11 protein-coding genes and 1 riboswitch are annotated in these 15,092 nt (G+C 59.5%); of the genes, 8 read left to right on the top strand and 3 right to left on the bottom strand.

All coding sequences use genetic code 11. The features are described 5' to 3' along the window. Nucleotides 1-55: 55 nt before the first annotated feature. Entirely contained in the window at nt 56-1,390 is a 1,335-nt protein-coding gene (locus tag FHT97_RS00560; RefSeq protein WP_019279768.1) for a dicarboxylate/amino acid:cation symporter, read from the top strand. Nucleotides 1,391-1,463: 73 nt separating this feature from the next. On the opposite strand, the gene FHT97_RS00555 is transcribed toward FHT97_RS00560, so the two are convergent. Both FHT97_RS00555 and FHT97_RS00550 read right to left on the bottom strand, forming a co-directional pair. After that, the gene (locus tag FHT97_RS00555; RefSeq protein ID WP_183859222.1) at nt 1,464-2,708 is read right to left on the bottom strand and encodes a cytochrome P450; all 1,245 of its coding nucleotides are present in this window, start codon (nt 2,706-2,708) and stop codon (nt 1,464-1,466) included. 41 nt (nt 2,709-2,749) lie between these two features. Further along, nucleotides 2,750-3,955, bottom strand: coding sequence for a GGDEF domain-containing protein (locus FHT97_RS00550; RefSeq protein ID WP_246712540.1), 1,206 nt, complete (start codon nt 3,953-3,955; stop codon nt 2,750-2,752). A gap of 422 nt (nt 3,956-4,377) precedes the next feature. On the opposite strand from FHT97_RS00550, the gene clpP reads away from it, so the two are divergent. From clpP to FHT97_RS00520, 6 genes are all read left to right on the top strand, one after another. Continuing rightward, nucleotides 4,378-5,007: an ATP-dependent Clp endopeptidase proteolytic subunit ClpP gene (clpP, locus tag FHT97_RS00545; protein WP_016553598.1), complete on the top strand. Its 630-nt coding sequence runs from the start codon at nt 4,378-4,380 to the stop codon at nt 5,005-5,007. Nucleotides 5,008-5,300: 293 nt separating this feature from the next. Continuing rightward, nucleotides 5,301-6,578 (top strand): ATP-dependent Clp protease ATP-binding subunit ClpX, encoded by a 1,278-nt coding sequence (clpX, locus tag FHT97_RS00540; RefSeq protein ID WP_016553599.1) that lies wholly within the window; start codon nt 5,301-5,303, stop codon nt 6,576-6,578. A 415-nt stretch (nt 6,579-6,993) separates the two neighbouring features. Then, the gene (lon, locus tag FHT97_RS00535) at nt 6,994-9,408 is read left to right on the top strand and encodes an endopeptidase La (protein ID WP_183756846.1); all 2,415 of its coding nucleotides are present in this window, start codon (nt 6,994-6,996) and stop codon (nt 9,406-9,408) included. Between the two features lie 207 nt (nt 9,409-9,615). Further along, a complete protein-coding gene (gene hupB, locus FHT97_RS00530) occupies nt 9,616-9,891 on the top strand; it encodes a DNA-binding protein HupB (protein WP_007531759.1) in 276 nt (91 codons plus the stop codon). 122 nt (nt 9,892-10,013) lie between these two features. Next, nucleotides 10,014-10,163, top strand: a riboswitch (FMN riboswitch). A gap of 82 nt (nt 10,164-10,245) precedes the next feature. Next, nucleotides 10,246-11,160: a DMT family transporter gene (locus FHT97_RS00525; protein ID WP_183859218.1), complete on the top strand. Its 915-nt coding sequence runs from the start codon at nt 10,246-10,248 to the stop codon at nt 11,158-11,160. Between the two features lie 69 nt (nt 11,161-11,229). Next, nucleotides 11,230-13,428, top strand: a complete 2,199-nt coding sequence (locus FHT97_RS00520; protein ID WP_246712539.1) for an esterase-like activity of phytase family protein — start codon at nt 11,230-11,232, stop codon at nt 13,426-13,428. Between the two features lie 68 nt (nt 13,429-13,496). Here the strand turns inward: FHT97_RS00520 and FHT97_RS00515 are convergent, their stop codons facing one another. Beyond that, nucleotides 13,497-14,483, bottom strand: coding sequence for an aldo/keto reductase (locus FHT97_RS00515; protein ID WP_183859215.1), 987 nt, complete (start codon nt 14,481-14,483; stop codon nt 13,497-13,499). Nucleotides 14,484-14,685: 202 nt separating this feature from the next. Between FHT97_RS00515 and FHT97_RS00510 the strand changes: the two genes are divergently transcribed. After that, nucleotides 14,686-15,087: a cupin domain-containing protein gene (locus tag FHT97_RS00510; protein WP_183859213.1), complete on the top strand. Its 402-nt coding sequence runs from the start codon at nt 14,686-14,688 to the stop codon at nt 15,085-15,087. Nucleotides 15,088-15,092: the final 5 nt, after the last annotated feature.

Raw genomic sequence — 15,092 nt, 5'->3', positions numbered from 1 at the left:
TAACGCAAATCGCCCCGGGAGGCCGCTTTTGGTTTTGGGGCACATGGAGGACATCATGGGTGCAGCACTTCCGGTCGCGGAGCCACGCGGCAAGGTTCCTTTTTATCGGCTTCTCTACGTGCAGGTTCTTGCCGCCATCTGCGCTGGCATCCTGCTCGGTCATTTCTATCCCGACATCGGCACGGCTCTGAAGCCGCTCGGCGATGCTTTCATCAAGCTCGTCAAAATGATCATCGCCCCCGTCATCTTCTTGACGGTTGCTACAGGTATCGCCGGCATGTCCGACCTGCAGAAGGTTGGGCGCGTCGCCGGCAAGGCAATGCTTTACTTCCTCGTCTTTTCGACGCTGGCACTGGCTGTTGGTCTGCTGGTCGCCAACGTCATACAGCCGGGTGCAGGCATGCACATCGATCCGGCGACGCTGGATGCCAAGGCCGTCGCAAGCTATGCGGAAAAGGCTCATGACTCGACCGTCACGGGCTTCCTGATGAACATCATTCCGAACACGATCGTAGGCGCCTTTGCCGACGGCGATATTCTGCAGGTGCTGTTCTTCTCTGTCCTGTTCGGCATCGCGCTTGCCATGGTCGGCGATCGCGGCCGTCCCGTTGTCGATTTTCTGCAGGCCCTGACGGCACCGGTCTTCAAGCTGGTGGCAGTCCTGATGAAGGCCGCTCCGATCGGCGCGTTCGGCGCCATGGCCTTCACCATCGGCAAATATGGCATCGGCTCCATCGCCAATCTGGCAATGTTGATCGGCACCTTCTACCTGACGTCGCTGCTCTTCGTGCTCGTCGTTCTGGGTGCGGTCGCCCGCTACAATGGGTTCTCGATCCTCGCGCTGATCCGCTATATCAAGGAAGAACTGCTGCTCGTGCTCGGCACGTCGTCTTCGGAAGCCGCACTTCCCGGTCTCATGGCCAAGATGGAGCAGGCTGGTTGCAAGCGCTCGGTCGTCGGTCTCGTCATTCCGACCGGCTACTCTTTCAACCTCGACGGCACCAATATCTATATGACGCTTGCTGCGCTCTTCATCGCTCAGGCGACGGACACGCCGCTGACGCTGGCAGACCAGATCCTGCTTCTGCTGGTCGCGATGTTGAGCTCCAAGGGCGCTGCCGGCATCACCGGCGCCGGCTTCATCACGCTCGCCGCAACGCTTTCCGTGGTGCCTTCGGTTCCCGTTGCCGGGATGGCGCTGATCCTCGGTATCGACCGCTTCATGTCGGAGTGCCGCGCCTTGACGAACTTTGTCGGCAACGCCGTCGCAACGGTTGTGGTCGCCCGCTGGGAAAATGAACTTGACCAGACGAAGTTTGCTGCCGCGATGGCCGGCAAGCTGCCGCAGGAGCCGCTGGATGGAGTGCCGGCGCTGCAGGCGGCGGAATAGCTTCACCGCCTGACTTTCAAAAGCGACGAAAAAGGTCCGCGTCCTCCGGGGCGCGGACTTTTCCATTGCTGACCTACCAAGCAAGGTCGAGGCGATCTAAACCGTGGAAATGATAGACATCTTTTACGACGGGCGTCCGGGCAAGTTTCAGTCCAGGCAGCCGCTCGAAGAGAATTGGTAGGACGACGTTCAATTCCAACCGCGCCAGCGGCGCCCCGATGCAGAAATGGATGCCGGCGCCAAACGACAGGTTAGGCGCTTCGTTGCGGTCGGGCTTGAAGGTAAGCGGATCGTCGTATTTCGTCGGATCGAGATTGGCTGCCGCCAGAATGAGGCTCACCTTGTCGCCTCGCTTGAACGAAATGCCGTCGATCTCGACCGGTTCCAACGCCCATCGCTGGAAGATGTGAACGGGTGCGCAGATACGCAGAGACTCTTCCACGGCTCGTTCGGTTGTCTCCTCGTCCTTAAAAAGGTCCGCCGGATTGTGCCCGCTCTCCAGGATAATGCGGACTGAATTGCCGATCTGGTGGACCGTCGCCTCGTGACCGGCATTGAGCAGCACGATTGTCGTCGAGACGAGTTCGTCCTCGGTCAGGTATTGCCCCTTGTGTTCCGTATGGATCATGTGGGTCAACAGGTCGTCCCGAGGGTTGGCTCGGCGCTCGGCGATGACTGTCTTCACATAGTCGGAGAACTCCTTCGCCGCCCGTTCGGCGCCATCCTCGTCCTCTCGCGTGCGACCGAATAGGTACATGCGGATATAGGCGTGCGACCATTTCAGAAGCTGCGGTCCCATCTCCTCCGGAATGCCGATCATGCGGGCAATCATCGTTACCGGAATAACGTCCGCAAATGCCGAAAGCAGCTCGACTTCGCTCTTCTTCTCGAAGCCGTCGATAAGCTTGCTGGCGAGCTCGGCAAGCTCAGGCTTCATCTTCTCGACGTGGCGAGAGACGAAAGCGCGGTTGACGAGTGTACGCAGACGCGTGTGCTCGGGCGGCTCCAGTTCGAGCAAGGAGTACCGTTCGGCCAGGTCGAAATTCGCCAGATGCTGGTCCGGCTCGGGAAGGCCGAGTTCCTCACGGCTTGCGATGTGCAGGATCTGGCGGCCGAAACGGCGATCGCGCAGCAAGCCGTTGACGTGGTCGTAACCTGTGAAAAACCACTGCTTCTGCTGCTCCCAATAGAATGTGGGACAGTGCGCGTGGAGAGCGGCATAGGCCGCGTTCGGGTCGCTGTAGAACGCCGGATTGCTGGCGTCGAGCGAAACGTGGCGTGTGGCAGGATCGATGGAAAGAAAAGGTGGGATCATCATGCTTCGAGGCTTAGCGGATTTGCCAAGCCTCGAAAAGATGCTCAACCTCTCGACAGGGATCCGACGCGGCGAAGCGCGTGGATCTGATCGTCGAGCGTGGGGACGAGCTCACCGCCGGTATGATCGGGCTCGACCGGCGGCGGCGCAGCAGCTTCAGCCTCACCGAAGATGATGGTGCAGTTGCGGCCGGCTGCCTTGGCGGCGTAAAGCGCGCGATCCGCCGCCGAAACCAGCTTGTCTCTATTTGCCTCGATGGAAGAGGCCATGGCGACGCCGATACTGACCGTGACCGGAATGATCGCATCGCCGGTACTGACGGGAACACGGCAGAACTCGGCACGGATCGATTCCGCCAGTGCTTCCGCTTCAGTTTGGTCGGCCACCGTCGTGAAGGCGGCGAACTCTTCCCCGCCCATGCGGCCGAAGACGCCGGCAGGAACGAATTGGCGGGCCATGCGAGCAAAGACCGTCAGTACGATGTCACCGGCCTGATGCCCGAACCGATCGTTGACGCGTTTGAAATGGTCGAGGTCGAAGAGCAGTACGGCGACCAGGCGGTTATTGTGGAATGCGCTCTCCTGAATGGCATCGAACCGTCCGAAAAGGCCACGTCGGTTCAACACACCGGTGAGGGAATCGGTGAGGCTGAGCATACGAAGATGCTTCTCCGAGCGCTCCATGATGAGAAGGCAGGTATGGGCGCATGCAAAGGTCAGCATGAAGCCCGTTGCCATGGCAGCGCCGCCGGCGAAATTGGCGGCTTCCGCGTCGGTTGGGCCGATGATTGCCATTGCCATTGCCATACCGAAGCATAGGAAACTCTGGAGCACGAAGATAACGCCGAGTGTTCGCCTGGAGCCTTCGTTGGGTTGGCCTGTCGCGCGGACTGCCATTGCAAGCGCGGTTGCGCCGGTGGCTGAGGCCAAGTTGTAGAGAATGACGCGATTGGTGTAGTCGTCGTTGACCCACGGCAGGAAGACGCCGCCCAGCCAAACAAGCGGCGGCAGGAATGCCCACCATTCGAGCTTGCGATGGTCAAGAGCCAGATACCCGGCAACCCATGCACTTTGTCCGCATAGCGCAATCGTGTTGCCGATCTCGATCGAGAGAATAGCGGGTATCTGCCCCCGCAACGCCACCATTGCGAAACCAACGCCACTAAGAAGAAAACCCATTCCCCAATAGAAATAGGTCTTGTTTCGGACGTTATGGCGCCAGGCCATGAACGCCACCAACGCGAGCGTCATGGCTTCCGAACACCAAATGGCTAATCCAGTCGTAACATTGAACACGGCAACACCCCTTGCATTGCGCGTATTGTTTCGGAAGAAGCTGGCAACTTCATTAATTGCGCTTCTCCCTTGGCGCATTTTTGCGTTGAGTTGGTGTTAGGCTTTCTGGTCTGTAAACGCAGCGCAGCCGCAAGCAGATTCAGAATTCGTTTATCCTGACGCCGACAAAAGCTGTGTGGCACTAGGATTGCAGCTCGCTCTTCACCATCGCTTGCATGAATGAACCTATATCGGGCGAAAAGCATTCGCTCTGCATTAGCCCTCTTGACGTTATCCGTCAGCGCGTCTTGAAGAGGAGGGCAGGGAAGTTCTATGTAGGGACAAGGCAATTTCTTTGATTCCCGGCCACAGCCGGCAGACGTTGACAAAGGACGCACATGAGAAACCCAGTCGATACCGCTATGGCCCTCGTGCCGATGGTTGTGGAACAGACCAATCGCGGTGAACGCTCCTACGACATCTATTCCCGCCTGCTGAAGGAACGGATCATCTTCCTCACGGGCCCGGTCGAGGATCACATGGCGACGCTCGTTTGCGCCCAGCTGCTCTTCCTCGAGGCGGAAAACCCGAAGAAGGAAATCGCGCTCTACATTAACTCGCCGGGCGGTGTCGTTACCGCCGGCATGGCGATCTACGACACGATGCAGTTCATCAAGCCGGCCGTTTCGACGCTCTGCATTGGCCAGGCCGCCTCCATGGGATCGCTGCTCTTGGCTGCCGGGCACAAGGACATGCGCTTCGCCACCCCGAACTCCCGCATCATGGTTCACCAGCCCTCGGGCGGTTTCCAGGGCCAGGCATCGGACATCGAGCGTCACGCCCGCGACATTCTGAAGATGAAGCGTCGTCTGAACGAGGTCTATGTCAAGCACACCGGCCGCACCTACGAGGAAGTCGAGAAGACCCTTGACCGCGACCACTTCATGGATGCGGACGAGGCTCAGGCCTGGGGTGTTATCGACAAGGTCCTGACATCTCGCATCGAGATGGAAGGCGATGCGGCCTAGTGAGAAGTAGGGATGGTGTTGTATCCGCCACAGTTCTATCTCATTTGTGATCGAACAAGAGAAGAAACCCGGTGGCGGGTGCAGCGATCTCAAGTATTAATGCTATGTTGAATTTTTATGACATAGCATCGGCAGTGGAAGGGGAATTCGTTGCCGCCGGAGCCAGGACAGCTTAGTTTGGACCGGTTCGTACCCCTTAACGGCCTTGGCCGGCTGGGGCTCCAAAGTTGGAGCAGGCCAATGAGTAGACCGTTATTTCACCTTGAAATACGGCGTGCTGGAAGGAAAGTGATATGAGCAAAGTCAGCGGCAGCAACGGCGGCGACTCTAAAAACACCCTGTACTGCTCCTTCTGCGGAAAGAGCCAGCACGAAGTCCGGAAGCTTATTGCCGGACCGACCGTTTTCATCTGCGATGAATGCGTCGAATTGTGCATGGACATCATCCGCGAGGAAAACAAATCCTCGATGGTCAAGTCTCGTGACGGCGTTCCCACGCCGCAGGACATCATCAAGGTCCTCGATGAGTATGTCATCGGCCAGCGCCAGGCGAAGAAGATCCTGTCCGTTGCCGTTCACAACCATTACAAGCGCCTCGCGCACGCCTCCAAGAACGGCGAAGTCGAGTTGGCGAAGTCGAACATCATGCTCGTCGGCCCGACCGGCTGCGGTAAGACCTATCTTGCCCAGACGCTCGCCCGCATCATCGATGTTCCGTTCACGATGGCCGACGCGACGACGCTGACGGAAGCCGGCTATGTCGGTGAAGACGTCGAAAACATCATCCTGAAGCTGCTGCAGGCTGCCGACTACAATGTCGAGCGCGCCCAGCGCGGCATCGTCTACATCGACGAAGTCGACAAGATCTCGCGCAAGTCCGACAACCCGTCGATTACCCGCGACGTGTCGGGCGAGGGTGTCCAGCAGGCGCTTCTGAAGATCATGGAAGGCACGGTTGCCTCGGTTCCCCCGCAGGGTGGCCGCAAGCATCCGCAGCAGGAGTTCCTGCAGGTCGACACGACGAACATCCTGTTCATCTGCGGCGGCGCGTTCGCCGGTCTCGACAAGATCATCTCCGCCCGCGGCGAGAAGACCTCGATCGGTTTCGGTGCGACGGTTAAGGCCCCGGACGACCGCCGCGTTGGCGAAGTGCTGCGGGAGCTCGAGCCGGAAGACCTGGTCAAGTTCGGTCTCATCCCGGAATTCATCGGCCGTCTGCCGGTCTTGGCGACGCTCGAGGACCTCGACGAGGATGCACTGATCCAGATTCTCTCCGAGCCGAAGAACGCGCTGATCAAGCAGTACCAGCGCCTGTTCGAGATGGAAGATGTGGAACTGACCTTCCACGAGGACGCACTTCGCGAGATCGCCCGCAAGGCGATCGTGCGCAAGACCGGTGCTCGCGGCCTTCGCTCGATCATGGAAAAGATCCTGCTCGACACGATGTTCGAACTGCCGGCGCTGGAAGGCGTGCGCGAAGTCGTCATTTCGGAAGAGGTGGCTCGCGGTTCTGCACGTCCGCTCTACATCTACGCGGACCGTCAGGACGAGAAGGCCAACGCTTCGGCGTAAGCCGTTAGAGATATCTTTACGATACGAACCGTGAATTTGAGGGGCTTGCCGTCGGCAGGCCCCTTTCTATTTCAAAACCAGTGCACGACCCTGATAAATCTTGCTAAAGAGGTCTGAAAGCACCTCTGCTGCCGTTGCGGTTTCTAACGTCCGTGGCAATTATGGAATGATTCCGTTGGTGTGTTTCGGCCTTGTGTGTTAGCCGGCGCGGAAGTGGCAAGCGCCGGTCCAGGCTGGTGCTCCAGAGTGAAGGTGTTCCGTTGTCGCATAGCTGTCATGTCCAGGGGGACGCCGGCCATGGCGCAGCTTGAAAAGCATAGTCAGAACCTCCACTTGTTGTCTCAAGTGGAGTGCGGCCCGGTTCTAGTGGCCGCGCCAGAAGAGCCCGGAAACGGGACGATGGAAAGGAAATAAAATGACGAAGAAAACGTCAGTTGCGAGCATCGCATATCCGGTATTGCCCCTGCGCGACATCGTCGTCTTCCCGCATATGATCGTGCCGCTGTTCGTTGGCCGCGAGAAGTCGATCCGTGCGCTCGAAGAAGTCATGGGGTCGGACAAGCAGATCATGCTCGTCACACAGATCAACGCGAGCGATGACGATCCTGAACCGTCCGCCATCCACAATGTCGGCACCGTCGCCAACGTGCTGCAACTGCTGAAGTTGCCTGACGGCACCGTCAAGGTTCTGGTCGAGGGTCGCGCGCGCGCCGAGATCGACGCCTACACCGATCGCGAGGATTTTTACGAAGCTCTGGGGCATGTTCTCGAAGAGCCGCATGACGATCCGGTCGAACTGGAGGCGCTGAGCCGCTCGGTGGTCTCCGAGTTCGAGAGCTACGTGAAGCTCAACAAGAAGATCTCGCCAGAGGTCGTTGGCGCCGCCAGCCAGATCGACGATTACTCGAAGCTGGCCGATACGGTTGCCTCGCACCTGTCGATCAAGATCACCGAAAAGCAGGAGATGCTGGAAACCACCAGCGTCAAGGCACGCCTCGAAAAGGCGCTCGGTTTCATGGAAGGTGAGATCTCGGTCCTTCAGGTCGAGAAGCGTATCCGCTCGCGCGTCAAGCGCCAGATGGAGAAGACCCAGCGCGAGTACTACCTGAACGAACAGATGAAGGCGATCCAGAAGGAACTCGGCGACGGCGAGGAAGGTCGCGACGAGATGGCCGAACTGGAAGAGCGCATCTCCAAGACCAAGCTGTCGAAGGAAGCCCGCGAAAAGGCCGATGCCGAGCTGAAGAAGCTACGGCAGATGAGCCCGATGTCGGCTGAGGCGACTGTTGTCCGTAACTATCTCGATTGGCTGCTCGGCATTCCGTGGGGCAAGAAGTCGAAGATCAAGTCGGATCTCAACAACGCCGAGAAGATCCTCGAAGCCGATCACTTCGGTCTTGACAAGGTCAAGGAACGTATCGTCGAGTACCTGGCTGTCCAGGCCCGTGCGACCAAGATCAAGGGCCCGATCCTGTGCCTCGTCGGCCCTCCGGGCGTCGGCAAGACCTCGCTCGCCCAGTCGATCGCCAAGGCGACCGGCCGTGAGTATGTCCGCATGGCTCTCGGCGGCGTTCGTGACGAAGCTGAAATCCGCGGTCACCGCCGCACCTATATCGGCTCGATGCCCGGCAAGGTCATCCAGTCGATGAAGAAGGCGAAGAAGTCCAACCCGCTCTTCCTGCTCGACGAAATCGACAAGATGGGCCAGGACTTCCGTGGCGATCCGTCGTCGGCTCTGCTCGAAGTGCTGGATCCGGCTCAGAACTCGACCTTCATGGATCACTACCTGGAAGTCGAATACGATCTGTCGGACGTGATGTTCATCACGACGGCGAACACGCTGAACATTCCGGCACCTTTGATGGACCGCATGGAAGTCATCCGTATCGCCGGCTACACCGAGGACGAAAAGCGCGAAATCGCCAAGCGGCACCTGCTGCCGAAGGCCATCAAGGAACATGCACTGCAGCCGAACGAGTTCTCGGTCAGCGACGACGCCCTGATGGCGATCAGCCAGCAGTACACCCGCGAAGCCGGTGTTCGTAACTTCGAGCGCGAATTGATGAAGCTCGCCCGCAAGGCGGTCACCGAGATCATCAAGGGCAAGACGAAGTCCGTTCATGTGACGGCCGAAAACATCGACGACTACCTGGGCGTTCCGCGCTTCCGCCACGGCGAAGCCGAACGCGAGGATCAGGTCGGTGTCGTTACCGGGCTGGCCTGGACGGAAGTCGGTGGCGAACTGCTGACGATCGAAGGCGTCATGATGCCGGGCAAGGGTCGTATGACCGTGACCGGCAACCTGAAGGAAGTCATGAAGGAATCGATCTCGGCGGCGGCATCCTATGTCCGCTCGCGCGCTGTCGATTTCGGCATCGAGCCGCCGCGCTTCGATAAGAGCGACATCCACGTGCACGTGCCGGAAGGCGCGACACCGAAGGATGGTCCGTCGGCCGGCGTTGCCATGGCAACCGCGATCGTCTCGATCATGACCGGTATTCCGGTCGACAAGAACGTGGCGATGACGGGTGAAATCACCCTGCGCGGCCGTGTTCTGCCGATTGGCGGTCTGAAGGAAAAGCTGCTGGCAGCGCTTCGCGGCGGCATCAAGAAGGTGCTGATCCCGGAAGAGAACGCCAAGGATTTGGCGGAGATCCCGGACAACGTGAAGAACAACATGGAGATCATCCCCGTGTCCCGCATGGGCGAGGTGATCAAGCATGCTCTGGTCCGCAGACCGGAGGCGATCGAGTGGGATGGCACGGTGGAGACGCCTGTCATCGCGACGGTCGAAGGGCTCGATGAAACAGGCGCAACCATAGCTCACTGAGCCATGTTTGCCACATTCGCGCCTAATTGCTTAAAAACCCTGAAAAGGCTGGCGTTTTCGCCAGCCTTTTTTTGTGAAATTGACCGGCGGACTCTTGCATTTCCTTGATTTGCAGGGTCTTTGGGGTGCGGCGGGCCTGATGAACTCTATTCTGCGCCTAGCTTATAGATTTGAGTCGTTTCGAACCATTTAGAAAGGGGTGGAAACATGAACAAGAATGAACTCGTGTCCGCAGTTGCTGAAAAGGCAGGACTCTCGAAGACTGACGCTGCTTCCGCAGTTGACGCTGTTTTCGAAGTTGTCCAGGCTGAACTGAAGGGCAAGGGCGACGTTCGCCTCGCTGGTTTCGGTAGCTTCACCGTTTCCCATCGCGCTGCCACGAAGGGCCGCAACCCGTCCACGGGCGCAGAAGTCGATATTCCGGCTCGCAACGTGCCGAAGTTCACGCCCGGCAAGGGCCTGAAGGACGCCGTCAACGGCTGATGTGAATTTGCTTGGCGGCCGGGCAACGAGACCGGCGGCACAAGTTTCGGAGGGTTCGGCCATGGCCGGACCCTTTTTGCATTTGGTGCCCTTGTCGGCACGCTGGGGATGCCTTACGAAATGCTCGTTCTCAGGGCGGGGTGAAAGTCCCCACCGGCGGTAAGAGCTTTGCTCGAGCCCGCGAGCGCCTCTCGTCGAAAATGTCGAAAGGGTCAGCAGATCCGGTGCAATTCCGGAGCCGACGGTTACAGTCCGGATGAAAGAGAATGAGCGGAACGGGCGAGGGCGGAATCCGTCCTGGCTGCAGTATTGCGCTCATGCGTCCTGATTTGTGTTGGTTTCGGAAAGAAAAACATGAATCAGACTTCCCCTACGTTTTCCGCTTCGCGAGCAATGGCCGGCGCTGCTTGGATGGTTGCCGCGGGCATCGCCTTCTCGATCCTCAATGTCGTCACGCAATGGCTGACAATGAAGCTCGCTTTCCCCGCCGCCTCGGCTGCCTTTTGGCAGTATGCCTTTGCGCTGGTCTTTTCGCTGCCCTTTCTCCGGCGCGTCGGTCTCCGGGCAATGAGGACGCGTTATCCCTGGCGACACATCGTACGCGTCTCCTTGGCGGCCTTTGGTGTGACCACTTGGGTCGCGGGGCTCGCGTCGGTACCAATCTGGCAGGCAATCGCGCTGGTGATGACCTCACCATTTTTCATCATCGTCGGCGCACGGATCTTCCTTGGGGAATACATTGGTTCCGCGCGATGGGCGGCGACAGCCACCGGTTTCGTCGGAGCGATGATTATTCTTCAACCTTGGTCAGACAGTTTCAGTTGGGCGGCGGTCCTGCCGATCGTTTCGGCACTTCTCTGGGGTGCGTCGTCACTTATCACCAAGAGCCTGACGGGTGTCGAGCGGCCGGAAACCATAACGGTCTGGCTATTGGCTCTTCTGACGCCGATCAATGGTGGACTGGCGATGGCCGCGGGCTTCAGTGTCCCGACCGGTACCACACTGCTGCTTTTTGCCGCGGCGGGTCTGCTGACCGTACTGGCGCAATATTTCCTGACGCTCGCCTATTCCACCGCCGATGCCGCTTACGTCCAGCCTTTCGACGATCTCAAGCTCCCGCTGAACGTTCTCGCCGGGTGGTTGGTCTTCGGCTACGCGCCAAGCGGCTATCTCTGGGTGGGCGCATTCCTCATCCTTGGGGCATCGCTCTTCATCATGCGGAACGAAATGAAGAAGGAGCAGGGGACCCCCCTGGCACCGTCAGAATAAGACAGCCGTGTCATTCCGGTGTCATGCCAATCCCGCAAAACCGCTCTGTTTGAATTCATGGGGGATTTCATGACAACTTTATCGCGCAAGACAGTGCTCGTTGCGGCGCTTCTTGCGACGGCCGCGTTTCCGGCCGCCGCAGAGCCCGTTTTCAACCGCATCGCAACCTTTCCGGTGGCATCCAACCTGCCCGAGGGAAAGGATAAGCTTTCGATCACGTCGGCTGAAATCATCACGGCCACCGACAACGGCATGACGCTGATCTACAGCGACAGCCCGCTCGGTGCGATCGGATTCGTCGACATTTCCAACGCCAAGGCGCCGAAGGCCGGTGGGGCGCTGATGATGGACGGTGAGCCGACATCGGTGACCTCCGCGGCCGGCAAGGCGCTGGTTGCCGTCAACACGTCGGAGAGCAAGGCAAAGCCATCGGGCCGCCTCGCGATCGTCGACGTTGCCACCAAGAAGATCGAAAACACCTGCGACCTCGGAGGACAGCCGGATTCGATCGCGCTCAACAAGGACAAGACGCTTGGCACGATTGCGATCGAAAACGAACGCGACGAAGACGTCAACGATGGCAAGATACCGCAGATGCCGGCAGGCGACCTTGTCGTGTTCCAGGTCAAGAACGGCGCCGTCGATTGCGGTTCGATCAAGCACGTGACACTGACCGGCCTTGCCGGGATTGCGCCGGAGGATCCGGAACCAGAATTCGTCTCCTTCAACGATCAGAACGAGATCGCCCTGACCCTTCAGGAAAACAACGAGATCGTCATCATCGATGCGGCGACCGCGGCGGTGAAGGCACACTTCTCTGCCGGCAGCGTCGATCTGACCGGCATCGATACGAAGCGCGACGGCGCGCTGAAGTTCACCAGCGAACTCAAGGGTGTCCTGCGTGAACCCGACGCCGTGAAGTGGTTGGACAACGACCGTCTGGTCGTCGCGAACGAAGGCGACTACCAAGGCGGTTCGCGCGGCTTCACGATCTTCGACAAGACAGGCAGGGTCCTCTACGAATCCGGCGCTTCGTTCGAGCGCGCGGTCGCCAATATCGGGCACTATCCGGACAAGCGCTCGTCCGCCAAGGGTGTCGAGCCGGAAGGTCTGGAGGTCGCGACCTTCGGCGGCCAGAAGTATATCTTCCTGCTTTCGGAACGCGCCTCGGTCGTCGGCGTCTTCAAGGATACCGGCGCCGAACCACAACTCGTCCAGATTCTTCCGTCGGGTGTGTCGCCCGAGGGAGGCGTAGCCGTGCCGTCCCGCAATCTCCTCGCCACCGCCAACGAAGTCGATCTCGGCAAGGATGGCGGCCCGCGGTCCCACGTCATGATCTATGAGCTCGGCGAAGGCGAAATGGCCTATCCGCAGATCGTTGCGGCCGAGAAGGATGGTAATCCCGTCGGCTTTGCGGCACTCTCCGGTCTTGCTGCCGTTCCGGAAAACCCGGGCCAGCTGTTTGCAGTCAGCGACAGCGTTCTCGGCATGCAGCCGACGATCTACACCATTGACGCAACCAAGAAGCCGGCCGTCATCACCGAAACGCTGACCGTCAAGCGCGATGGCCAGCCCGCGCAGAAGCTCGATATTGAAGGTATTGCCGTGGACGATAAGGGCTGGTTCTGGCTGGGCTCCGAAGGCAACAGCGAGAAGCTCGTGCCGCACGCACTGTATCACGTAAACCCGAAGGGCGAGATCAAGGAAGAGATCGCTCTGCCGAGCGAATTGACCGCCAACGAAATCCGCTACGGGTTCGAAGGCGTGGCGATCGTCGGTTCCGGTGACGACGCGACATTGTGGATGGCTGTTCAGCGCGAGTGGAAGGATGATGCGAAGGGTTTCGTAAAGCTCGTCTCTTACAACCCGAAGAGCAAGGGGTGGGGCGCCGTTCGCTATCCGCTCGACAAATCGGACGCAGGCTGGGTCGGCCTCTCCGAAATTTCCGCGCAGGGCGACAGCGTCTACATCATCGAGCGTGACAACCTTGTCGGTGACGCAGCCAAACTGAAGAAGCTCTACAAGGTCGCGGTATCGGATCTGAAGCCCGCCAAGCTCGGCGGCGAGCTGCCGCTCGTCAAGAAGACGGAAGCCCATGACTTCCTTCCGGAACTGAAGACCGCCACCAATGGCTATGTCCTCGACAAGCTGGAAGGCTTTACCTTTGACGCTTCCGGCAAGGCCTATGCCGCCACGGACAATGATGGCGTCGACGACTCCTCGGGTGAAACGCTGTTCTTCCAAGTCGACCTCGTCGGCACGAACTGAGATTGGTTGAGCTATGAAACAAAAATGGCCGGGTCTATGCCCGGCCATTTTTCTTGTGCTCGTTTGCCTTACCAGCGCTGGTGGACATGGGGAGCGACCAGCCGCTCGTAGATCTCGCGTGTGGCGTCCATCACTTCGTGAGAGAGGGGGGCGAGGCTCGCCGCCGCGGCATTTGCGCGTGCTTGTTCGGCGTTGCGTGCGCCGGGAATAACGACAGTGACGGCATCGCTCATCAGGATCCAGCGCAATGCGAAGGCCGCCATTGTCGCACCGGCAGGAACGAGCTTACGCACTTCCTCTACAGCCTGCAGGCCGACCTCGAAGGGGACCCCCGCGAACGTCTCGCCGACATCGAAGGCCTCGCCATGGCGATTGAAATTGCGGTGGTCATCGCTCGCAAATTTCGTCTCGCGGCTGATCTTCCCGGACAGTAGCCCGCTTGCGAGCGGCACGCGTGCGATAACGGCGATGTTCTTCCGCCGAGCCTCTTGGAAAAACAGGTGATCGGGCCGCTGGCGGAAAATGTTGTAGATGATCTGGATGCTGACGACCCCAGGATACTCGATCGCCTTCAGCGCTTCCTCGACCTTTTCGACGCTGACGCCGTAGCCCATGATTTTGCCGGCTTTCTGCAGCTCGTTCAGGCCCTCGAAGACCTCCTGACGATAGAGAACTTCGGTCGGAGGGCAATGCAGTTGCACAAGGTCGAGGCTTTCAACACGCAGGTTTTTCAGGCTTCGATCGATGAAGCCCTCGAGGTTGGCCTTGGTATAGCCCTCGGCGACATGCGGGTTGAGCCGGCGACCCGCCTTGGTGGCGACCATCGCCCGCTCACCGCCGCGGCCATCGAGAACGTCCGCAATGATCTTTTCCGACCGGCCGTCTCCGTAGACATCGGCGGTATCGATGAAGGTCATGCCGGCATCGAGCGCCGCGTTCAGCGCATCGCGGCCGTCGGCCTCGCTGACGTCGCCCCAGGCGCCGCCGATCTGCCATGCGCCGAAGCCGATATTTGTGACGGTATGGGGCAGGTGGCCGAAAGAATGCTGTTTCATGGAAACTCTCCGCGTGATGAAATGCCCCGGCACTAGCAGTCACCCCGACCACTAGCAAGCGCCTGAAGCGGAGATAGGGCGACGAGCCGCAAGCGTCGGCATTTCTTCGAACAGCGGCCTTGCCACACATCTATCGGTCACCGCTTGGTGACTGGCGGGCGGTCGGCGGAAACGCAAAGTTAGGGATGGAAGGGAAAATCAGATGGAGATCAAACCCTGCGGATCACGGCCCTCGATGAAGGCGCCCGCAGAATATTTCACCGGTTCGGTCCGTCAGGATCCCTTGATGGAGGCGCCGAGCCCGGCACGGGTGAGGGCGGTCAGCGTTACCTTCGAGCCTGGTGCCCGAACCGCCTGGCACACACATCCGCTCGGTCAGACGCTTATCGTCACCGCCGGAAAGGGTCTGGCGCAAACCGAAGGCGGCCCGCTTCGCGAGATCCGCGCGGGCGACACGGTCTGGTTTGCCCCGGGTGAAAAGCACTGGCACGGCGCAGCACCCGATACCGCAATGACCCACATCGCGATCCACGAAGCGCTGGACGGCAGCGCCGCCGACTGGATGGAACAGGTCAGCGACGAGGAGTACGCTGGAAAGGCGTGACGCGG

The sequence above is a fragment of the Rhizobium sp. BK399 genome (genome assembly GCF_014194695.1).
Taxonomy (GTDB): Bacteria; Pseudomonadota; Alphaproteobacteria; order Rhizobiales; family Rhizobiaceae; genus Rhizobium.
Note: the sequence above shows the minus strand (reverse complement) of the source record. Positions and strands in the feature narration are given on the sequence as shown.